Below are 18,916 nucleotides of genomic sequence, written 5' to 3'. Positions count from 1 at the left end.
TTCTCTGTCTGGGGTTGGCTTATTGCACGGCAACTTGTAAACGACCGGTCGAGCGCCGGTACAGGTACAGCGTTGCGCACAACGCACACAGCGCGGCGAAACTCATCCAGTAACCGGGGGCGGCCTTGTCGCCGGAGTACTGAATCAGGAAGGTCGAAATCGCCGGGGTGAAGCCGCCGAATACTGCGGTCGCCAGGCTGTAGGCCAGGGAGAAACCGGCCACGCGGACTTCCACCGGCATGATTTCAGTCAGCGCTGCAACCATTGCGCCGTTGTACAAACCGTAGATGAACGACAACCATAGCAGCACCAGCAGCATGTTGATGAAGCTCGGCGCCTGGACCAGGTACGACAACGCCGGATAGGCCGTGGCCAGGGTCAACAGGGTCATCGCCACCAGCACCGGACGCCGACCGATGCGGTCCGACAGTGCGCCACCCAGTGGCAGCCAGCAGAAGTTCGACACGCCGACCAGCAAGGTCACCAGCAACGCATCGGAGGTGCTCAGGTGCAGCACGGTTTTGCCGAAGGTCGGCGCGTACACGGTGATCAGGTAAAACGCGGTGGTGGTCAGCGCCACCATCAGCATCCCGGCGATTACGATCTGCCAGTTTTGCAGCAAAGTACCAAACACCTGACGCATGGTGGGGCGGTGACGGCGCGCGGTGAACTCTGCGGTTTCTTCAAGATTGCGCCGCAGCAGGAAAATGAACGGCACGATCATGCAACCGACGAAAAACGGAATGCGCCAGCCCCAGTCGGCAATCACCGTCGCCGGCATCCATTGGTTCAGTGCATAGCCCAGCGCCGCAGCAATGACGATCGCCACTTGCTGGCTGGCCGACTGCCAACTGGTGAAAAAGCCCTTGCGGCCCGGTGTGGCGATTTCCGCCAGGTACACCGACACGCCGCCCAGTTCCGCGCCTGCGGAAAAGCCCTGAAGCAGACGGCCGATCAACACCAGCGCCGGGGCAAACAGGCCGATGGTCTCGTAGCCGGGCACCAGCACAATCAGAATCGTGCCGCTGGCCATAATCGACAGGGTGACGATCAAGCCTTTGCGGCGGCCGACATCATCGATGTACGCACCGAGAATCACCGCGCCCAACGGGCGCATCAGAAAACCTGCGCCAAACACTGCGAAGGTCATCATCAGCGAGGCGAATTCGCTGCTGGCAGGGAAGAACGCCGCCGCAATATAGGTGGCGTAGAAACCGAAGAGGAAGAAGTCGAACTGTTCCAGGAAGTTGCCCGAGGTGACCCGGAAAATCGCACTGGCCTTGCTGCGAGCGGATGTCGCTGGCGGATGGGTTGTAGCCTGCATGTTGTGTCTCCCGCGCTTTTATGACATGCGCAACGTGGCGCATGGATCTTATTAAGGCCGGATACTGGGGCAGGTCGATCGATATGATAAGTGCATATTTAACATCCATTGATGCGTATGGATTATCACTGCGGTGAGATCAATCGCAGAATCATCGCTACAGTGAGGTGTGAGCGTTTCGAATGACCGGACGCAATTGCGGCCCTAGAGCGGGTGTCACGAATTCACAGGAGCAATACCGATGTTGCATCAAAGGAAACTGACTGCCATGGCGGTGTTTGCGAGTCTTGTCGTTGTCTGCCCGACGGTCCTGGCCGCCGACACCCTGCAAACCATCGTCCAGTCGGCGCCTGTCAACGCCCGCAACCTGCACGTCGGCGACCAGGCGCCGGATGTCTACACACGCAGCGAAAAAGCCCTGGTCGACTGGAAAAGACGCGGTTTGAGCACCCCGCAAAGCCAGAGTCAGTGGGTGCAAGTCAACGACAAGTACATGCTGGTGCATACCGGCAACGGGCAGATTCTGGCGGTCATGCCGATTGAGCGTTGAGCGGGTGCCTGCATCAGCGTCTTCAACAGGATTGCCCTGCAAGGCGAAATCTGAGAAAACGCGGACCGTGTTTAGGGTCATCGCGAACGAGAGAGAGTAATGAACGAAGAATTGCAGGTCATCGACCTTGAACTGGGCGACGGCAAAGCTGCCGTTAAAGGCGCCTTGATTACCACCCAGTACCGCGGTTTTCTGGAGGACGGTACGCCGTTCGATTCTTCCTGGGAGCGCGGTAAACCCTTCCAATGCGTGATCGGCACCGGTCGAGTTATCAAGGGCTGGGATCAGGGCTTGATGGGCATGAAGGTCGGCGGCAAGCGCAAATTGCTGGTGCCAGCGCACCTGGCGTATGGCGAGCGTTCGATGGGCGCTATCCCGCCGGATTCCAACCTGATTTTCGAGATTGAATTGCTCGAAGTGCTGACGCGCGACGACTGATGGCTGTTACGACTCGAACCCGGGCAAACGGCTGATTCGCTCGCTGAGAAACTCGGTGAGCAACCGCGCACGCAACGGTCGGTAGCGGCGTTCCGGGTAGAGCAGGAACGCTTCGTTGTCCGGGCCGTTCCACTGCGGCAGCACGCGTACCAGTTGGCTGTTTTCCAGCAAGTCGCTGACCAGCCAGGCCGGCGTGATGCATAGCCCCGCACCGAGCTGCAGGCCGCAGTGGATTCGCAGCAGCGGGGCGTTCGATGCGGTGATCGACTTCGATCGGATCATGCTCGTCCCACAGCATCCGACGCGTTTTCTGCCGGCGTACGACTCGGGCGATCACCTGCACCCGGGGGATCTCCATGACCATTGGGTGAATACAGGGTTGCCAATGTTGACGTGATCGACGACTATCCTTTCCGCAGATAGGTATAGGGGGTATGGGTATGTCGCACATTCACGAACACAAAGACGATCTGCTCAAGCGGGTTCGTCGAATTGCCGGCCAGGTTCAAGCCGTCGAGCGGGCATTGGAGTCGGAAGCCGACTGCGCCAAAACCCTGCATTTGGTCGCGGCGATTCGTGGCGCGGTCAACGGTCTCCTGGATCAGTTCATCGAAGCTCATGCGCGCGAACACGTGGCCAGCCCGGAGCTCAGCGATCAAGAACGCGCCGAAGGCCTTGAAGACTTGCTGCAAGCCATTCGTCGTTACTCAAATTGAAGGTCATGCAACCCATGAGCAGTTCACCTCAGGTTTCACGTTATTCCCACGATCACATGTTTCTGGGCGCCACCCACGATGACAATGCCAGACGCACGTTGTGGGTCGTGGCGCTGACGTTCGTCATGATGGTGGGCGAGATTTTTGCCGGTTACATCACCGGTTCCATGGCGCTGCTGGCGGACGGTTTCCATATGGCAACCCACGTCGGTGCGCTGGGCATTACCGCAATCGCCTACGGGTTTGCCAGACGCAACGCCGGTAATGCGCGCTACAGTTTTGGTACAGGCAAAGTAGGGGATCTGGCGGGCTTCGCCTCGGCCATGGTGCTGGGGCTGGTCTCGATCTTCATTGCTGTAGAGTCCGTCATGCGGTTGTTTCAACCGACTACCGTGGCCTTCGCCGAAGCGACGCTGATCGCCGTAGTGGGCCTGGCCGTGAACATTGTCAGCGCGCTTTTACTGGCCGGTAACTCTGGGCATCATGACCACGGTCACGGTCACGGTCACGGTCACGGTCACGGTCACGGACATGAGCATCATCACGACAACAATCTGCGTTCGGCTTATGTCCATGTGCTGGCGGATGCGATGACTTCCGTGCTGGCAATCGCTGCGTTGTTGGCCGGTCGCTATCTGGGCTGGGTCTGGCTGGACCCGGTGATGGGTATCGTCGGCGCAATCGTGATCGCCAATTGGGCCTATGGCTTGATGCGAGACAGCGCCGCAGTGCTGCTGGACACGACCGATGAACACGTCTCCGCCGAAGTTCGTGAGCTGCTTGAGTCGACAGGCGATGTCAGCATCACCGACCTGCATGTCTGGCGAGTAGGCCCGCAAGCCCGGGCAGCGATTGTCAGCGTCGTGACCTCGGCAGCCGTCACGGCCGATGCCATCCGCGAACGGTTGGCCCCGGTCCATGAGCTGTCACACCTGACGGTCGAATATCGCAACGCTTGAGGACACTGCTACAGGCATTTACCTGGCAGTACGTCAGGTAAACAGCTCGATATCTTCAAGGGTGTCCGAGATGACAGGTTCAAGAGAGGGGAATCGCGCCTTCACACGCTCAAAGGCCGCGAGTACCTTCTCTATCTCCAGTTGACCGTGTCGGCGTGCCACATGACCAAGGGCCGTGATGGCCGCTGATGCAACATTTTCATTCTCACTGTTCAGATAGTGCAGGCAAGTGTTCTGAGCCCACGCTCCATCCGGCTCGTTAAGACCGATGGAGATCAGGGCGGCGATGACATCCGTTTCCTTTCCTTCAGCAAGAAGAGTGCTCGCTTTGTCATGGTTCATCGATGGATCTTGATAGAGCAGGCTCACTTTTTAACTCCCTGAATGTTGCCTTTGTTGTCGACTGTTCCGGCTTTGATCAGAGCATTTTTCATATCCTGGTGGAGTTTATCCCACGACCTTACGTGACCGTGATAGACGTCTCCTCCTGTTCGGTCGAAGACCACAAACTCCTTGGTGCCTGGATCAACGCCAATTCGGCGTGGTGATGTCGGTTTTACCTGTACAGAATTGTCTAGCGCTTCCTGTCCGTTGACCGGCCCTTTGCTCTTTACCGGGTTGTCCGTTTTCCCGTGGTAATCAGCCGCGTCGAACTCCATATTCATGACGATATAAAGCGACTGAATACCGGAATCTGCCGGGAAGGCAAGAATGAAGTCTTTGTATTCAGGCGGATAGACAGGGTTCACGATGATGTTGTCAGCCGCCTGCGTAGGCGGGTAAATCCAGATTTGTGGAGCTTGCGGTGCCCCCTCCAGTGCAGGGATTGTCAAGGTATTGTCCGGAGTGACTGCCGGAGTCCAGGTCAAGGTAATACCATCACCCAAATCGGCCACCTGCCGGGAGCCTTGCGCCTTAAACGTGACAACAGGGATGAACTCCCATTCACGGCGATTCTGGGTGTTGTAGCCGTACCTTTTAGGGTTCCGTCGGCGTTTTCTTCGACACGCAATCGAACACGTGTACGGGCTTGTTTGAGTGTTCTGAGTTGCTCTTCCGTGTATAGGGCGCTGTCACCCAGGTTTGATGAAGCCAGCATCGCAACCAGACCGAGAAGTGCCCCTGTAACAACGCCAGCGCTCGCCACGCTGCCCACGCTAATTGCCGAAGTTGCTGGGCCGGTTGCGCCTGCTGAGGCGATGGCTGCTGCGCCTAACGTCAAAGAGCCAATGTTGGCGGGCACAGTTCCACTGATTTTCTTGAGTGGTACTTGGCCATGTTCGTCCACGTCCCGGCCGCCCAGCAGAACGTAATGACCATAATCTTTCAGGCTGGTAACAGGCACGAATCCGGTCGGGCTGTCGTGATTTATGATTCCATCCGGCAAGTTGCAGGATTTTGCGAACACACAGCCAACGAGTGGTTGTACCTGCTTCTTGTTTTGTTCCCTAAAACTCCTTTCGATGTTTTGTTGTCTGGCGAGCATGTCTTCATATGCCTGCTGTCGAGACTCACGCTCTGCAAGCTCGGTTGGCGTCATGTATCTAGAGGTGCGGTGATGACCGTCACCCGATGGAGGGTTCCAGACTTTGGGTATGTCCTTGTTACGAGCCATGCTCCTCCTTGTTTCGTCTGTTAAATGCGACGAGACGCTATCTCAAGCAGAGTGCCATGGCTGTAGGACGGGTCTGAAAACGCTGACGATGTTCCGCATAAGGAAACGCTTCGAAAATCACCACGCTCATCGCTGAACCTCCTACCGCTCGCGAAACACCGGAATGCGCCCGTTCAGTGACGGGCGGTAATCCCAGGCAAGCTGATCCAGCGTGCCGTTGTGCGTCAGGATTTCGCTGAGTGTGGCGCTGGCGATGCTCAAGGCCAGTGTCTGGCCGGGGCACTGGTGGCGGCCGATGCCGAAGGTAAAGCTGCGGCGGGCCGGGCGGTCGAGGATCAAGGCGTCCGGGTTGTCGTTGAGCTGTGGGTCGCGGTTGGCCGAGGCCAGCAGCACCAGAATGACATCGCCGGGCTTGAGACTCACACCGTGGATTTCACAGGGCGCGTTGACGAAACGACGGGTGTTCTGCACCGAAGGATCATGGCGCTGGACTTCCGCCAACAAGTCTTCGACACGCGCCGGGTCGCGCTGTATTTCAGCCTTGAGCTGCGGATTGCGGATCAATGCCAGCATGGCGTTGCCGATCAACCCGGCAGTGGCCTCATAGGTCTGGGAAAGCAGCCCAATCAGGTTGGCGAGCAGAGTGTCGGGGTTTGCCAGGCGTTGACGAATCCCTTCAAGTAGAGGGCTTTGCTGATCCTGTGCGCTGAGGCGTTCTACGAAAAAACCGTTCAACTGTTCCGCCGCTGCATGGGCCGTGTCCAGCTGGGCCGGGCTGCTCAGGGGCGACAGGCACGCGACGAAATCAGCCGTCAGATTGCTGAGGGTTCGACCTTCGGCTGGCGTAAAGCCGAGCAGCGCAGCGACCACGCAAATCGGCCCCATGAACATTGCCTTGTGCAGTCCGTCAGCAGATTGGCTGATCAACCGGGCGCGGACCAGTGCGCTGACCTCGTCGGTGTTGATCACTTCCAGTCCGGGCTGTATGGCCGACCTCGGGCAGCGCTGGCGTTCGCCATCGTTCATTCGCATCAATTGACCAAACACTTTGCCAGCCGCGCCGTGTGCAATGGCATTGGGCACCGGTTCGTGGGCCGGCCGGACCTTGCAGTCGGGATGAGCCAGCACGGCGGCAACGGCCTGGGCGCTGCTGGCCACCCACAGACCCAGTCCTTGATGAAATGAAAGGCCGTCGTCTGCCCGCAGGCTGGCGTAATAAGGGTAGGGATCGGTGTGTGTCGCGGCGATGATCGGGTCCATGAAGCGCTGCCTTATTCGTCGGTGGAAAGTGTTGCTACTATCTCCAGTCCTGCAGGGTGACGATTCGTCCGGGAGCGAAATATGAACGTTGAACAACACGACATTGGCGTCTCGCAAGTGGCGGCGGCGATTGCCGAGCCGGCCCGGACGAAGATTCTCTGCTCGCTGATGGACGGCCACGCGCGCACCAGTACCGAACTGGCAGTGATCGCCGACGTCAGTGCTTCCACCGCCAGCGCCCATCTGGCGAAACTCAAGGAACTTGCCTTGGTGCGGCTGCATGTTCAGGGGCGGCATCGTTATTACAGCCTGGCGGATCAGCGGGTCGCCCAAGCCCTGGAAGCGCTGATGGTGATCGGTCAAAACGCAGCGCCAACCTTTACTCCCCGAACCCCGGATCGCCTGCAATTTGCTCGCACTTGCTACGACCATATGGCCGGCACCTTGGCCGTGTTGCTGCATGACCGGATGCTGGAAACGGGTTGGTTGGAGATGCCGGAGCAGAGTGATCAGGAGTACGCGTTGAGTGAAACCGGTGAGCGGTTTTTCGAAGGGTTGGGTATCGACGTGAAGTCCTTGAGCAGTCTGCGTCGACGTTTTGCCTGCCCTTGTCTCGACTGGAGCATGCGTCGCCCACATCTCGGCGGCTCATTGGGCGCGGCGTTGCTGCAAACGGCGATCAAGCGCAAATGGCTGACACAGGATCTGGACAGCCGGGCGCTGGCGTTGACGGCGACCGGGTGTAAAGAGATCACCGCCAGATTCGCGATTGAACTGCCAGCGCTGGCAAAGGTGAACCTGCGGGGTGCCACAGAGTCAGGCAGTCGCCCGGTTGTCAGTCCTTCGCCATAACGGCGGTATTCGCTATCGGCTGGCCGAGGCCATCAGCACGCCGAAGCCGGCGAAGGTGACGCCTGACACCTTCGCCGCCAGCCAGGAACCTTTTTGGCTCGACAGCCAGCCTTTGGCTGCATTGGCGAGCAGGGCATAGCTGCCGTGGATCAGGATCACCAGCACGCTGTAGGAACTGACCAGGGTAAAAAACTGGCTGTAGTAATGCGTCGAGGTGTCGATGAACTGCGGGAACACCGCGAGAAAGAAGAACACGGCTTTTGGGTTCAACAGCTGGAGCGATGCCGCCTCGACGAAGCGATACCCAGGGCCGGACGAGTTCACGTCACGCTCAGGGATGAAACGATCAGTGCGCCAGCTTTTGTAACCCAGATACAAGAGGTACGCGGCACCGGCATATTTCAACACGGTGAACGCGCTCGCGGAGGTTGCGAGTATCAGGCCCACGCTGGTCGCGCTGATCCCGGCGACGACAAACGCCCCCAGGGCGATGCCCAGGATACCCGGCAGCGCGCCGGTCCAGCCATGGCGCAGGGAATTGGTCAGCGTGAGCACCACGCCGGGCCCGGGACTCAGAATGGTCAGGGCGGCGAACAGTAAAAACAATCCGTAGCTATTCATCTCTCACTCCATCAGGTGGCATCGGCTGCATGCCCGCAGATTGGCGTGACGAGAAGGGCGTGACAAACGCTTTAATTGCACGGCATATGTGACTAAATTAGACGCATGATTAATCAACTCCCTCCCTTGAATGCAGTTCGCGCTTTCGCGGCCGCCGCTCGTCATCAGAGCTTCAGCCTCGCGGCCGAGGAACTGCACGTCAGTCACAGTGCCGTCAGCCGTCACATCAAACGGCTTGAGGAGCATCTGGGCGTGCTGCTGTTCGAACGGCGCATCCGGCAATCGGTGCTGACCCCGGCGGGACAGAGCTTCTATGAACAGGTCAGCGCGGGTCTGTCACAGATTGCCAACGCCGCCGCGGCGCTCAAGCAACACGCCTCGTTGCGTACCGTAAAGATCAACGTCCGCCCGACCTTCGCCCAGCGCTGGCTGACGCCCAGGCTGGCGGATTTCGTGGCGTTGCACCCGGAGATCAAACCCGAGGTGGTCACGTCCACGCTGGCGCCCGATCACGCACGAGACGGGTTCGACGTCGTTATTCGACGGGGTCGCGACGGCTGGGCGCCGGACATTCACGCTCAGGTACTGTTTGAAGACGAATTGCTGCTGGTCGCGGCACCTTCGCTGATCAAGCGTCTGCCGCTCGACGACTTGAACGCCCTGAGCCGACACACCTTACTGACCGCCAAGACCCGCCGCGAGGACTGGCACAACTGGGCCCTGTTGTTCGGCGAAACGCAGTCAGCGACTCAGATGACGCTGCAGTTCGATCACATGCAGCCGGTGCTTCAGGCTGCCGTGGAGGGACAGGGCATAGCTTTGTGTCCGGCCTCGTTGCTGGGCGATGACTTGTCGAGCGGCCGTCTGATTTGCCCGCTACCTGAACTGCGCATGCCGTTACCGCGTTATTACTACGGTGTTGCGCCGGACGTGACAGCACAGACCCAGGTGTTTCTGGAGTGGTTGTTTGCCCGGCTCGACGTAGATGCCGGCCAATAAAAAGCCCACCCACCGCGTAAGCGATGGGTGGGCTTTTTAGTGCCGCAAGCGCTGGATCAGACCTTGACGATCCAGCCCTCTGGCGCTTCGATGTCGCCGGTCTGCACACCGGTCAGCTCTTTGTAGAGCTTCTGGGTGACCGGGCCGACTTCGGTTTCGCTGTGGAACACGTGCAGTTTGCCGTTGTACTCGATGCCGCCGATTGGCGTGATCACCGCAGCAGTACCGCAGGCGCCGGCTTCCTTGAAGTCACCGATCTTGTCGATGAACACGTCGCCTTCAACGACTTCCATACCCAGACGCGATTTTGCCAGCTCGATCAACGACAGACGGGTGATACCCGGCAGCACCGAAGGAGATTTCGGTGTGACGAATTTGTCGTCCTGGGTGATACCAAAGAAGTTCGCAGAGCCGACTTCTTCGATCTTCGTGTGGGTCATCGGGTCCAGGTAGATGCAGTCGGCGAAGTGCGCCTTCTTGGCCTGGGAGCCAGGCATCAGGCTGGCGGCGTAGTTGCCACCGACCTTGGCAGCGCCGGTGCCTTGTGGCGCGGCGCGGTCGTAGCTGGAGATCAGGAAGTTGTGCGGGGTCAGGCCGCCTTTGAAATAGGCGCCGACCGGGATGCAGAAGATCGAGAAGATGAACTCGGGAGCGGTACGCACGCCGATGTTGTCACCTACGCCGATCACGAACGGACGCAGGTACAGCGCGCCGCCGGTGCCATACGGCGGAATGAAACGTTCGTTGGCACGCACCACGGCCTTGCAGGCCTCGACGAATTGTTCGGTGTCCACCTGCGGCATCAGCAGGCGAGCGCAGCTGCGCTGCATACGCAGGGCGTTCTGGTCCGGGCGGAACAGGTTGATCGAACCATCCTTGCAGCGGTAGGCCTTCAGGCCTTCGAAGCATTGCTGGCCATAGTGAAGGGCAGTGGAGCCTTCGCTGATGTGCAGCACGTTATCTTCGGTCAGGGTGCCTTTGTCCCAGGCGCCATCGCGCCAGTGCGACAAATAGCGCTTGTCTGTCTTGATGTAGTCAAAACCCAGCTTGTCCCAATTGATGCTTTCGTTACCCATGACACCCTCTATCACTTAACAATCGCCTGAATGGTTCAAGGCTTCTGACGTTTTTCTGGATGGGGACAACAATACTTCATTCCAACGCTAAATCGCAGCCCAGAATGCGATCCTTCTGTGATCGTTCCCAGGCTCTGCGTGGGAATGCCTCAACGGACGCTCCGCGTCCGCTTTAGGGACGCGGAGCGTCCCGGGCTGCATTCCCACGCAGAGCGTGGGAACGATCAGGGTCAGACTGTTACAGGTGCAACGCGTGCCCCAATGCTCGCAACGCCGCTTCCTGTACCGCTTCACCCAGCGTCGGATGCGCGTGGATGGTGCCGGCGATGTCTTCCAGGCGTGCGCCCATTTCCAGGGACTGGCCAAATGCCGTCGACAATTCGGAGACTCCGACACCGACTGCTTGCCAGCCGACAATCAGATGATTGTCACGCCGCGCGACCACCCGCACGAAGCCGCTTTTTGATTCCAGGGTCATCGCCCGGCCGTTGGCGGCGAACGGGAAGCTCGACATGATGCAATCCAGGCCTGCGGCCTTGGCTTCGTCCGGGGTCTTGCCGACCACCACCAGTTCCGGGTCGGTAAAGCACACGGCAGCGATGGCGGTGGGGTTGAACTCGCGGTGTTTGCCCGAGATCAGCTCGGCGACCATTTCACCCTGCGCCATGGCGCGGTGAGCGAGCATCGGCTCGCCGCTCAGGTCGCCAATGGCCCAGACGTTACGCATGCTGGTCGCGCAGCGGTTGTCGATCTTGATCGCCGAGCCGTTCATGTCCAGCTTCAACGCTTCAAGGTTCCAGCCCTGGGTGTTGGGTTTACGCCCAACCGCCACCAGCACCTGATCGGTGGCCAGGTTCAGGGTTTCACCATTCGGGTCGCGCACTTGCAAGGTATTGGCTTGTGAATCAAAGCCTTCGACGCTGTGCTTCAAGTAAAGCTTCACGCCAAGTTGCTTGAGCGCTTCGTTGACCGGTTGGGTCAGTTCGGCGTCATAGGCCGGAAGAATCCGATCCTGCGCCTCGACCACGCTGACCTCGGCGCCGAGCTTGCGGTAGGCAATGCCCAGCTCAAGGCCGATGTAGCCGCCACCCACCACGATCAGCCGTTTCGGTACGCTTTTCGGTGCCAGGGCTTCGGTGGAAGAGATGATCGGCCCGCCAATCGGCAGCATCGGCAGGTTGACGCTTTTCGAACCGGTGGCCAGCAGCAGGTGCTCGCAGTGGATACGGGTGTCGCCGACTTCGACGGTTTTGCCGTCGATGACCTTGGCCCAGCCTTGAATGACCTGGACCTTGTGCTTTTTCAGCAGCGCCGCGACGCCGGTGGTCAGGCGATCAACGATACCGTCCTTCCACTCGACGCTTTTGCCGATGTCCAGGGTCGGCGCCGAGACATTGATCCCGAGGGCCGAGTGCTGACTGTGGTGCTGAGTCTGATGGAACTGCTCGGCCACATGGATCAGCGCTTTCGACGGAATGCAGCCGATGTTCAGGCAGGTGCCGCCGAGCGCCTGGCCTTCGACCAGAATGGTGCTGATGCCCAACTGGCCCGCGCGGATCGCCGCCACATAACCGCCGGGGCCGCCGCCGATGATCAGCAGTGTGGTGTTCAGAGTCTGTTGCATGCCTTGCTCCACAAATGCTTATTCCACAAACAGCGTGGCGGGTTGTTCGAGCAAGCCGCGAATGGCCTGGATGAATTGCGCCGCGTCCATGCCATCGACCACCCGGTGATCGAAGGAACTGGAGAGGTTCATCATCTTGCGAATCACGATCTGGCCTTTGATCACCATTGGCCGTTCGACGATCTTGTTGACGCCGACGATGGCCACTTCGGGCAGGTTCAGCACCGGAGTGCTGACGATGCCGCCCAAGGCGCCGAGGCTGGTCAGGGTAATGGTCGAGCCGGACAGTTCATCGCGGCTGGCTTTGCCATTGCGCGCAGCAGTGGCCAGGCGGGAGATTTCTGCGGCGCTGTCCCACAGGCTGCGAGCCTCGGCGTGACGCACCACCGGCACCATCAAACCGATACCGCTTTGGGTCGCGACGCCGACATGCACCGCCCCGAGACGGGTGATGACCTGGGCTTCGTCGTCGTAACGGGCGTTGATCTGCGGGAAGTCGCGCAGGGCGACGACCATGGCGCGGACCAGGAACGGCAGCAACGTCAGCTTGCCGCGAGTCGCGCCGTGCTTTTCATTCAGGTGTGCACGCAGTTCTTCCACCGCAGTCACGTCGATCTCTTCGACATAACTGAAGTGCGCCGCACGCTGGGTGGCGTCCTGCATGCGCTGGGCGATCTTGCGACGCATGCCGATCACCGGGATCTGCTGTTCGTCGTTGCGTTCGGCGTACGCGGCAACGGTGCTCGATGCGTTTGACTGACCTTGCGCCAGATAGGCCTCGAGGTCTTCATGCAGAATCCGCCCGGCAGGGCCGGTGCCACGGACCAGGCGCAATTGAATGCCGGCATCCAGCGCATGTTTGCGCACGGCCGGGGAGGCGAGTGGGCGTTCATCGGCCTCGCGAGCGACCAACGGGCCTTGCGGCGCAACTGGGCGAGCCGGGACGGTGGGTTTGCTTTCAATCACTGTTTCGACTTTCGCTGCGGCAACTGGCGCAGGCTTCGGTGCTGGTGCAACCGGCGCTGGCTGAGACGACGCTTTGACGTTGCCTTCACCTTCCACTTCGATGCTGATCAATATGCTGCCGACGGCCATGACTTCACCTGGCTCACCGCCCAGGGAGATCACCTTGCCATGCACCGGGGACGGAATGTCGACCATCGCCTTGTCGGTCATCACATCGGCCAGTACCTGATCTTCGACGACCATGTCGCCGACCTTGACGTGCCATACCGACAGTTCAACTTCTGCAATGCCTTCGCCAATGTCCGGCATTTTAATAACGTGCGTGCCCATTCAGACCTCCATGACCCGTTTCAACGCCGCGCCCACACGGGACGGGCCTGGGAAATACGCCCACTCTTGCGCATGCGGGTAGGGGGTGTCCCAACCGGTCACACGCTCGATTGGCGCTTCCAGGTGGTGGAAGCAATGTTCCTGAACCAGCGCGACCAGTTCGGCGCCAAAGCCGCAGGTGCGGGTGGCTTCGTGGACGACCACGCAGCGGCCGGTTTTCTTCACCGATTTGACGATGGTCTCCAGGTCCAGCGGCCATAGGCTGCGCAGGTCGATGACTTCGGCGTCGATACCGGTTTCTTCAGCGGCCACTTGCGAGACATACACGGTGGTGCCGTAGGTCAGGATGGTCACGTCCTTGCCCGGGCGGGTGATGGCGGCGACGTCCAGCGGAACGGTGTAGTAGCCGTCCGGCACTTGCGCCGCCGGATGTTTCGACCACGGGGTTACCGGGCGGTCGTGATGGCCGTCGAACGGGCCGTTGTACAGGCGTTTTGGCTCAAGGAAGATCACCGGATCATCGTTCTCGATGGAGGCGATCAGCAGGCCTTTGGCGTCGTAAGGGTTGGACGGCATCACCGTGCGCAATCCGCAGACCTGGGTGAACATCGCCTCGATGCTCTGGCTGTGGGTCTGGCCGCCGTAGATGCCGCCGCCGCAAGGCATGCGCAGGGTCATCGGGGCGGTGAACTCGCCGGCAGAGCGATAGCGCAGGCGTGCGGCTTCGGAAATGATCTGGTCCGAGGCCGGGTAGACGTAATCGGCGAACTGGATCTCGGCCACTGGCCGCAAACCGTAAGCACCCATGCCAACGGCGACGCCAACGATGCCGCTTTCGGAGATCGGCGCATCGAATACCCGCGAGGTGCCGTATTTGCTCTGCAGGCCTTCGGTGCAACGGAACACGCCGCCGAAGTAACCCACGTCCTGGCCGAACACCACGACGTTGTCGTCACGTTCGAGCATCACGTCCATGGCCGAGCGCAGGGCCTGGATCATGGTCATGGTGGTTGTGGTCATGGCGGTTTCCAGCTCGATATTATTGTTGTGATCGTTCATGTCAGATCCCCAACTCTTGACGCTGGCGCTTCAAGTGCTCCGGCATCTCTTTATAGACGTCTTCGAACATGGTCGCAGCGCTCGGAATCTGGCCACCGGCCAGGGTGCCGTACTGTTCGGCTTCTTTTTGCGCGGCGATGATTTCGGCTTCCAGTTCAGCGCTGACACTGACGTGCTCCTCTTCGGACCACTGGCCGATACGGATCAGATGCTGCTTGAGGCGCGCAATCGGGTCGCCCAACGGGAAGTGACTCCAGTCGTCGGCAGGGCGGTATTTGGAAGGATCATCGGAAGTCGAGTGCGGGCCGGCGCGGTAGGTGACCCATTCGATCATGGTCGGGCCGAGGTTGCGGCGGGCGCGTTCGGCGGCCCAGGCAGAGGCGGCGTACACCGCGACAAAATCGTTGCCATCGACCCGCAGGGAGGCAATCCCGCAGCCGACGCCACGACCGGCGAACGTAGTGGCTTCACCGCCGGCAATCGCCTGGAACGTCGAGATCGCCCACTGGTTGTTGACCACGTTGAGGATCACTGGCGCACGGTAAACGTGAGCGAAGGTGAGGGCGGTGTGGAAGTCGGACTCTGCGGTGGCGCCGTCGCCGATCCAGGCCGAGGCAATTTTGGTGTCGCCCTTGATCGCCGAGGCCATGCCCCAGCCCACGCCTTGCACGAACTGGGTGGCGAGGTTGCCGGAGATGGTGAAGAAGCCGGCGTCTTTAACGGAGTACATGATTGGCAACTGGCGGCCTTTGAGCGGATCGCGCTCGTTGGACAGCAGTTGGCAGATCAGGTCCACCAGCGGCACTTCGCGAGCCATCAGGATGCTTTGCTGACGGTAAGTGGGGAAGCACATGTCGTCGATGTTCAGGGCCAGAGCCTGGGCGCTGCCGATGGCTTCTTCGCCAAGGCTCTGCATGTAGAACGACATCTTTTTCTGACGTTGGGCGACCACCATGCGGTTGTCGAAAATCCGCGTCTTGAGCATGGCGCGCATGCCTTTACGCAGGATCTCCACGGGCACGCCTTCTGCCCACGGACCGAGGGCATTGCCCTGATCGTCGAGCACGCGAATCAGGCCCTTGGCCAGATCAGCGGTGTCGGCAGGTTCTACGTCGATTGGAGGTTTGCGCACCGTGCCGGCATCGGTCAGACGCAGGTAGGAGAAGTCGGTTTTGCAGCCGGGGCGGCCCGAGGGTTCGGGAACGTGCAGGCGCAGGGGTTCGTACGCTTGGTTCATGGCTTTCTACGCTCGATCTTGTGAATTTCTTGTAGTGAGCTGACCGTCATCCTTCGGGTGGAAGAAATCTTGTCCTACAACAATCATAGGCCGGGGCAAGAAGAATATTTATCTCTGTTTCGTTGCGCTTAAGGTCATTTGAGGATAAAAAATCTGCATAAACATAAAAAACAGGTTGTTTTGTCTCATGCGCAAACTGGACCGTACCGACATCGGCATTCTCAACAGCCTTCAGGAGAACGCCCGCATCACCAACGCCGACCTCGCACGCTCGGTGAATCTGTCACCGACACCGTGCTTCAATCGGGTCAAGGCCATGGAAGAATTGGGGCTGATTCGCGAGCAGGTCACGCTGCTGGATGCCGACCTGCTGGGGCTGCACGTCAATGTGTTCATTCACGTCAGCCTGGAGAAACAGGTGGAGGAGGCGCTGGCGCAATTCGAGGCCGCCATCGCCAACCGTCCGGAGGTAATGGAGTGTTACCTGATGGCCGGCGACCCGGACTATCTGATCCGCGTACTGGTGCCGACTATTCAGGCGCTGGAGCGCTTCATGATGGATTTTCTGACCAAGGTCCCGGGTGTCGCCAACATCCGCTCAAGTTTTGCGCTGAAGCAGGTGCGCTACAAAACCGCGCTGCCATTGCCGGCCAATGGCTTGACCTTGGCCAATTAAGATGACCATCAAAAGATCTTGGTAAATCAGAACTGATTCAGCGGGATCTTCAGGTAGACCACGCCATTGTCTTCCGCCGGCGGCAAATTCCCGGCCCGCACATTCACCTGAATCGCCGGCAGCATCAACGTCGGCATGCACAAGCCCGCATCGCGCCGGGTGCGCATGTCGACGAACGCCGTTTCGTCGATGCCGTCATGCACATGAATATTGTTTTTGCGTTGCTCGCCAACGGTGGTCATGCACTGGGAAGTACGGCCGGCTGGCGGGTAGTCGTGGCAGACATAGAGACGGGTGTCGGCGGGGAAGGCCAGCAACCTGTGTATCGAGGCGAACAGCTGATTGGCGTTGCCGCCAGGGAAGTCGCAGCGTGCGGTGCCGACGTCGGGCATGAACAGCGTGTCGCCCACCAGAATCAGTTCATCGTCGATCAGGTAGGCCATGTCTGCCGGTGTGTGACCGGGAACATGCAGCGCCTTGGCCTTGAGGTTGCCGATGGCAAATTCCTCGTCCGGCGCAAACAAGTGGTCGAACTGTGAACCGTCGCTGCGAAACGCCGGCTCCAGGTTGAACAGATTCTTGAACACGTCCTGCACCTGGCTGATGGCCTGGCCGATGGCGATCTTGCCGCCCAGCTCGCGGCGCAGGTAAGGCGCGGCGGACAGGTGATCGGCGTGGGCGTGGGTTTCCAGCAGCCATTGGGTTTGCAACTGGTGCTCGCGGACGAAAGCAATCACCCGGTCAGCCTGAGTGGTGGCAGTACGACCGGACGCCGGGTGGTAATCGAGCACTGAATCGACAATGGCGCACGGGCCGCCGTCGTATTCATAGATCACATAGGTATAGGTCGACGAGGCGTCGTCAAGAAAGGCTTGGATCAACGCTGGCATGGCGGCGGGTCCTGGCTGGATGACAGAAAGACACAAAGGGTTGCAACACTTTATGTTTAAACATAATGTCCGCAGCTTAAGTGACGACTAAGGTTATCTGCAAATGCAATCCAGTCTAAGCGAAGGTGAAGTGGCGCAATTGCGTGCCTCGGCCTCCAAGGCCTGCGCGCTGCTCAAGGCATTGGCCAATGAGGACCGTCTGCTGATCCTCTGCCAGTTAACCCAGGGCGAGCGTAACGTCGGCGAATTGGAAACCATGACCGGCGTGCGTCAGCCGACGTTGTCCCAGCAGTTGGGCATTTTGCGCGATGAAGGCTTGGTGAGTACCCGGCGTGAAGGCAAGTACATTTTCTATGGTTTGGCCAGTCACGAAGTGATTCAGGTGATGAAAACACTCTCGGGCCTGTATTGCGGCGCGGTGATAAAAAGCTGGGCGTGAGCCTTTTCGGGCAACGCCCCTTGTAGAGGCAATAACTTATGAAGGATCAACACTGGGGCCAGACCATCAGTGCCGACATCGTGGTGATAGGCGGCGGTACCGCCGGTATCGGCTTCGCCGCCAGCCTGCTCAAGCGCGATCCGAGTTTGAACATCACCGTCATCGAACCCTGCGCCCAGCACTATTACCAGCCGGCCTGGACGTTGGTTGGCGGCGGCGCTCATGAGCTCAAGAACACCGTGCGGCCAATGTCTGCGGTGATGCCGCGTCAGGCCCAATGGGTGCAGGCTGCGGTCAGCAATGTCGACTCCGAGAGCCGTTTGCTGACGCTTGATGACGGGCGCAATGTCTCCTATCAAAACCTTATTGTGTGTCCCGGCCTACGATTGGCCTGGGAGAAAATCGAAGGCCTGCAGGAAGCCCTCGGGCAGCACGGTGTCACGTCCAACTACAGCTACCGGCATGCGGCTTATACCTGGCAACTGGTCAAGGGATTGCGCGGTGGCAAGGCGATCTTTACCCAGCCGGCGATCCCGATCAAATGCGCCGGGGCGCCGCAAAAGGCGTTGTACCTGTCGTGTGATCACTGGCTCCGACACGGTGTGCTGAAGCATGTCGACGTCGAGTTCAACCTGGCCGGCGCCGCGTTGTTCGGCGTGGCGACCTTCGTTGCGCCGCTGATGAAGTACATCGAGAAATACCGTGCGCGGCTGGCATTCAACTCCAACCTGGTGAAGGTTGACGGGCCGGCGCAAACCGCCTGGTTCGAGGTCAGGGACGCCGCCGGAGCGGTCACACTGCAAGCGAAAAAATTCGATCTGCTGCACGTGGTGCCACCGCAGGTGTCGCCGGACTTCATCCGTCAGAGTTTGCTTGCCGATGCCGCAGGCTGGTGCGAAGTGGACGTCCACAGTTTGCAGCATGTGCGTTATCCGGACGTGTTCGCCCTCGGCGATGTCTGCTCCACCAGCAACGCCAAGACCGCCGCTGCAGTGCGCAAGCAAATCGTCGTGGTCGCGGAGAACTTGCTGGCCTTGCGCAAACAGCAACCCTTGCCACTGAAATACGACGGTTACGGCTCCTGCCCGCTGACGGTGGAGAAGGGCAAGGTGATACTCGCCGAGTTCGGTTATGCCGGTAAGCTGCTGCCGACATTTCCCCTCGAACCGACCGTGGCGCGGCGTTCGGCATGGTTTCTCAAAGCGACGCTGCTGCCGTGGTTTTACTGGAACGGCATGCTCAAGGGGCGCGAGTGGCTGACTCGTGTGTCCAAGGTCGATTGAGA

At 59.7% G+C, this 18,916-nt stretch carries 20 protein-coding genes and 2 pseudogenes; 10 read left to right on the top strand and 12 right to left on the bottom strand.

Annotation, left to right across the window (positions count from 1 at the left end; genetic code table 11):
- Window positions 1–19 precede the first annotated feature (19 nt).
- On the bottom strand, window positions 20–1,324 hold the full coding sequence (tcuC, locus tag BK658_RS17895; RefSeq protein ID WP_123583432.1) for an MFS transporter: 1,305 nt from the start codon (window positions 1,322–1,324) through the stop codon (window positions 20–22).
- Between the two features lie 241 nt (window positions 1,325–1,565).
- On the opposite strand from tcuC, the gene BK658_RS17890 reads away from it, so the two are divergent.
- Entirely contained in the window at window positions 1,566–1,874 is a 309-nt protein-coding gene (locus BK658_RS17890) for an RcnB family protein (protein WP_123583431.1), read from the top strand.
- A 99-nt stretch (window positions 1,875–1,973) separates the two neighbouring features.
- On the top strand, window positions 1,974–2,312 hold the full coding sequence (locus BK658_RS17885; RefSeq protein WP_123583430.1) for an FKBP-type peptidyl-prolyl cis-trans isomerase: 339 nt from the start codon (window positions 1,974–1,976) through the stop codon (window positions 2,310–2,312).
- A 6-nt stretch (window positions 2,313–2,318) separates the two neighbouring features.
- Here the strand turns inward: BK658_RS17885 and BK658_RS17880 are convergent, their stop codons facing one another.
- Window positions 2,319–2,594, bottom strand: coding sequence for a LysR substrate-binding domain-containing protein (locus tag BK658_RS17880; protein ID WP_259740103.1), 276 nt, complete (start codon window positions 2,592–2,594; stop codon window positions 2,319–2,321).
- Between BK658_RS17880 and BK658_RS30345 the strand changes: the two are divergent.
- The 3 genes and pseudogenes from BK658_RS30345 to dmeF form a co-directional block, all read left to right on the top strand.
- Window positions 2,539–2,709, top strand: a pseudogene (locus BK658_RS30345) (SGNH/GDSL hydrolase family protein); the annotation flags it as partial. The gene BK658_RS17880 and the pseudogene BK658_RS30345 overlap by 56 nt on opposite strands.
- 43 nt (window positions 2,710–2,752) lie before the next feature.
- The gene (locus BK658_RS17870) at window positions 2,753–3,028 is read left to right on the top strand and encodes a metal/formaldehyde-sensitive transcriptional repressor (RefSeq protein WP_024265044.1); all 276 of its coding nucleotides are present in this window, start codon (window positions 2,753–2,755) and stop codon (window positions 3,026–3,028) included.
- 14 nt (window positions 3,029–3,042) lie between these two features.
- A complete protein-coding gene (gene dmeF, locus BK658_RS17865) occupies window positions 3,043–3,987 on the top strand; it encodes a CDF family Co(II)/Ni(II) efflux transporter DmeF (protein ID WP_123583775.1) in 945 nt (314 codons plus the stop codon).
- A 33-nt stretch (window positions 3,988–4,020) separates the two neighbouring features.
- On the opposite strand, the gene BK658_RS17860 is transcribed toward dmeF, so the two are convergent.
- The 3 genes and pseudogenes from BK658_RS17860 to BK658_RS17850 form a co-directional block, all read right to left on the bottom strand.
- Window positions 4,021–4,356 carry a hypothetical protein gene (locus BK658_RS17860; protein WP_259740102.1) on the bottom strand — a complete coding sequence of 112 codons (336 nt, stop codon included), beginning with the start codon at window positions 4,354–4,356 and terminating at the stop codon, window positions 4,021–4,023.
- Window positions 4,353–5,602 (bottom strand): annotated as a pseudogene (locus BK658_RS17855) (S-type pyocin domain-containing protein). Before BK658_RS17855 ends, BK658_RS17860 begins: the two are co-directional and overlap by 4 nt.
- Window positions 5,603–5,743: 141 nt before the next feature.
- On the bottom strand, window positions 5,744–6,862 hold the full coding sequence (locus BK658_RS17850) for a cytochrome P450 (protein WP_123583429.1): 1,119 nt from the start codon (window positions 6,860–6,862) through the stop codon (window positions 5,744–5,746).
- An 81-nt stretch (window positions 6,863–6,943) separates the two neighbouring features.
- On the opposite strand from BK658_RS17850, the gene BK658_RS17845 reads away from it, so the two are divergent.
- Window positions 6,944–7,714 (top strand): ArsR/SmtB family transcription factor, encoded by a 771-nt coding sequence (locus BK658_RS17845; protein ID WP_123583428.1) that lies wholly within the window; start codon window positions 6,944–6,946, stop codon window positions 7,712–7,714.
- A gap of 12 nt (window positions 7,715–7,726) precedes the next feature.
- Here BK658_RS17845 and BK658_RS17840 read toward each other — a convergent pair whose 3' ends face one another.
- Entirely contained in the window at window positions 7,727–8,335 is a 609-nt protein-coding gene (locus tag BK658_RS17840) for a LysE family translocator (protein WP_123583427.1), read from the bottom strand.
- A 105-nt stretch (window positions 8,336–8,440) separates the two neighbouring features.
- Here BK658_RS17840 and BK658_RS17835 point away from each other — a divergent pair, with 105 nt between their 5' ends.
- Window positions 8,441–9,334 carry a LysR substrate-binding domain-containing protein gene (locus BK658_RS17835; RefSeq protein WP_123583426.1) on the top strand — a complete coding sequence of 298 codons (894 nt, stop codon included), beginning with the start codon at window positions 8,441–8,443 and terminating at the stop codon, window positions 9,332–9,334.
- 56 nt (window positions 9,335–9,390) lie between these two features.
- On the opposite strand, the gene BK658_RS17830 is transcribed toward BK658_RS17835, so the two are convergent.
- The 5 genes from BK658_RS17830 to BK658_RS17810 form a co-directional block, all read right to left on the bottom strand.
- Entirely contained in the window at window positions 9,391–10,410 is a 1,020-nt protein-coding gene (locus BK658_RS17830) for a branched-chain amino acid aminotransferase (protein ID WP_123583425.1), read from the bottom strand.
- Between the two features lie 238 nt (window positions 10,411–10,648).
- Window positions 10,649–12,034, bottom strand: a complete 1,386-nt coding sequence (lpdA, locus tag BK658_RS17825) for a dihydrolipoyl dehydrogenase (RefSeq protein WP_123583424.1) — start codon at window positions 12,032–12,034, stop codon at window positions 10,649–10,651.
- A gap of 18 nt (window positions 12,035–12,052) precedes the next feature.
- Window positions 12,053–13,330: a dihydrolipoamide acetyltransferase family protein gene (locus BK658_RS17820; protein ID WP_123583423.1), complete on the bottom strand. Its 1,278-nt coding sequence runs from the start codon at window positions 13,328–13,330 to the stop codon at window positions 12,053–12,055.
- A complete protein-coding gene (locus BK658_RS17815; RefSeq protein ID WP_123583422.1) occupies window positions 13,331–14,389 on the bottom strand; it encodes an alpha-ketoacid dehydrogenase subunit beta in 1,059 nt (352 codons plus the stop codon). It abuts the gene before it with no gap.
- 1 nt (window position 14,390) lies between these two features.
- The gene (locus BK658_RS17810; protein ID WP_019690098.1) at window positions 14,391–15,626 is read right to left on the bottom strand and encodes a 3-methyl-2-oxobutanoate dehydrogenase (2-methylpropanoyl-transferring) subunit alpha; all 1,236 of its coding nucleotides are present in this window, start codon (window positions 15,624–15,626) and stop codon (window positions 14,391–14,393) included.
- 187 nt (window positions 15,627–15,813) lie between these two features.
- Between BK658_RS17810 and bkdR the strand changes: the two genes are divergently transcribed.
- Window positions 15,814–16,302: a Bkd operon transcriptional regulator BkdR gene (bkdR, locus tag BK658_RS17805; RefSeq protein WP_123583421.1), complete on the top strand. Its 489-nt coding sequence runs from the start codon at window positions 15,814–15,816 to the stop codon at window positions 16,300–16,302.
- 26 nt (window positions 16,303–16,328) lie between these two features.
- Here the strand turns inward: bkdR and BK658_RS17800 are convergent, their stop codons facing one another.
- Window positions 16,329–17,192 carry an MBL fold metallo-hydrolase gene (locus tag BK658_RS17800; RefSeq protein ID WP_123583420.1) on the bottom strand — a complete coding sequence of 288 codons (864 nt, stop codon included), beginning with the start codon at window positions 17,190–17,192 and terminating at the stop codon, window positions 16,329–16,331.
- Between the two features lie 103 nt (window positions 17,193–17,295).
- Between BK658_RS17800 and BK658_RS17795 the strand changes: the two genes are divergently transcribed.
- Window positions 17,296–17,631 carry an ArsR/SmtB family transcription factor gene (locus BK658_RS17795; RefSeq protein ID WP_123424882.1) on the top strand — a complete coding sequence of 112 codons (336 nt, stop codon included), beginning with the start codon at window positions 17,296–17,298 and terminating at the stop codon, window positions 17,629–17,631.
- A 38-nt stretch (window positions 17,632–17,669) separates the two neighbouring features.
- Window positions 17,670–18,914: an NAD(P)/FAD-dependent oxidoreductase gene (locus BK658_RS17790; protein WP_123583419.1), complete on the top strand. Its 1,245-nt coding sequence runs from the start codon at window positions 17,670–17,672 to the stop codon at window positions 18,912–18,914.
- Window positions 18,915–18,916 lie beyond the last annotated feature (2 nt).

This window comes from Pseudomonas brassicacearum (genome assembly GCF_003732175.1).
Classification (GTDB): domain Bacteria; phylum Pseudomonadota; class Gammaproteobacteria; order Pseudomonadales; family Pseudomonadaceae; genus Aquipseudomonas; species Aquipseudomonas brassicacearum_G.
Note: the sequence above shows the minus strand (reverse complement) of the source record. Positions and strands in the feature narration are given on the sequence as shown.

Coding starts and splice junctions, on each gene's coding strand:
- dmeF (WP_123583775.1), top strand. CDS start 3,043: ATGAGCAGTTCACCTCAGGTTTCACGTTATTCCCACGATCACATGTTT.
- BK658_RS17795 (WP_123424882.1), top strand. CDS start 17,296: ATGCAATCCAGTCTAAGCGAAGGTGAAGTGGCGCAATTGCGTGCCTCG.
- BK658_RS17800 (WP_123583420.1), bottom strand. CDS start 17,192: ATGCCAGCGTTGATCCAAGCCTTTCTTGACGACGCCTCGTCGACCTAT.
- BK658_RS17880 (WP_259740103.1), bottom strand. CDS start 2,594: ATGATCCGATCGAAGTCGATCACCGCATCGAACGCCCCGCTGCTGCGA.
- BK658_RS17820 (WP_123583423.1), bottom strand. CDS start 13,330: ATGGGCACGCACGTTATTAAAATGCCGGACATTGGCGAAGGCATTGCA.
- BK658_RS17830 (WP_123583425.1), bottom strand. CDS start 10,410: ATGGGTAACGAAAGCATCAATTGGGACAAGCTGGGTTTTGACTACATC.
- BK658_RS17810 (WP_019690098.1), bottom strand. CDS start 15,626: ATGAACCAAGCGTACGAACCCCTGCGCCTGCACGTTCCCGAACCCTCG.
- BK658_RS17850 (WP_123583429.1), bottom strand. CDS start 6,862: ATGGACCCGATCATCGCCGCGACACACACCGATCCCTACCCTTATTAC.
- BK658_RS17845 (WP_123583428.1), top strand. CDS start 6,944: ATGAACGTTGAACAACACGACATTGGCGTCTCGCAAGTGGCGGCGGCG.
- BK658_RS17885 (WP_123583430.1), top strand. CDS start 1,974: ATGAACGAAGAATTGCAGGTCATCGACCTTGAACTGGGCGACGGCAAA.
- BK658_RS17815 (WP_123583422.1), bottom strand. CDS start 14,389: ATGAACGATCACAACAATAATATCGAGCTGGAAACCGCCATGACCACA.
- BK658_RS17835 (WP_123583426.1), top strand. CDS start 8,441: ATGATTAATCAACTCCCTCCCTTGAATGCAGTTCGCGCTTTCGCGGCC.
- tcuC (WP_123583432.1), bottom strand. CDS start 1,324: ATGCAGGCTACAACCCATCCGCCAGCGACATCCGCTCGCAGCAAGGCC.
- lpdA (WP_123583424.1), bottom strand. CDS start 12,034: ATGCAACAGACTCTGAACACCACACTGCTGATCATCGGCGGCGGCCCC.
- BK658_RS17790 (WP_123583419.1), top strand. CDS start 17,670: ATGAAGGATCAACACTGGGGCCAGACCATCAGTGCCGACATCGTGGTG.
- bkdR (WP_123583421.1), top strand. CDS start 15,814: ATGCGCAAACTGGACCGTACCGACATCGGCATTCTCAACAGCCTTCAG.
- BK658_RS17890 (WP_123583431.1), top strand. CDS start 1,566: ATGTTGCATCAAAGGAAACTGACTGCCATGGCGGTGTTTGCGAGTCTT.
- BK658_RS17870 (WP_024265044.1), top strand. CDS start 2,753: ATGTCGCACATTCACGAACACAAAGACGATCTGCTCAAGCGGGTTCGT.
- BK658_RS17840 (WP_123583427.1), bottom strand. CDS start 8,335: ATGAATAGCTACGGATTGTTTTTACTGTTCGCCGCCCTGACCATTCTG.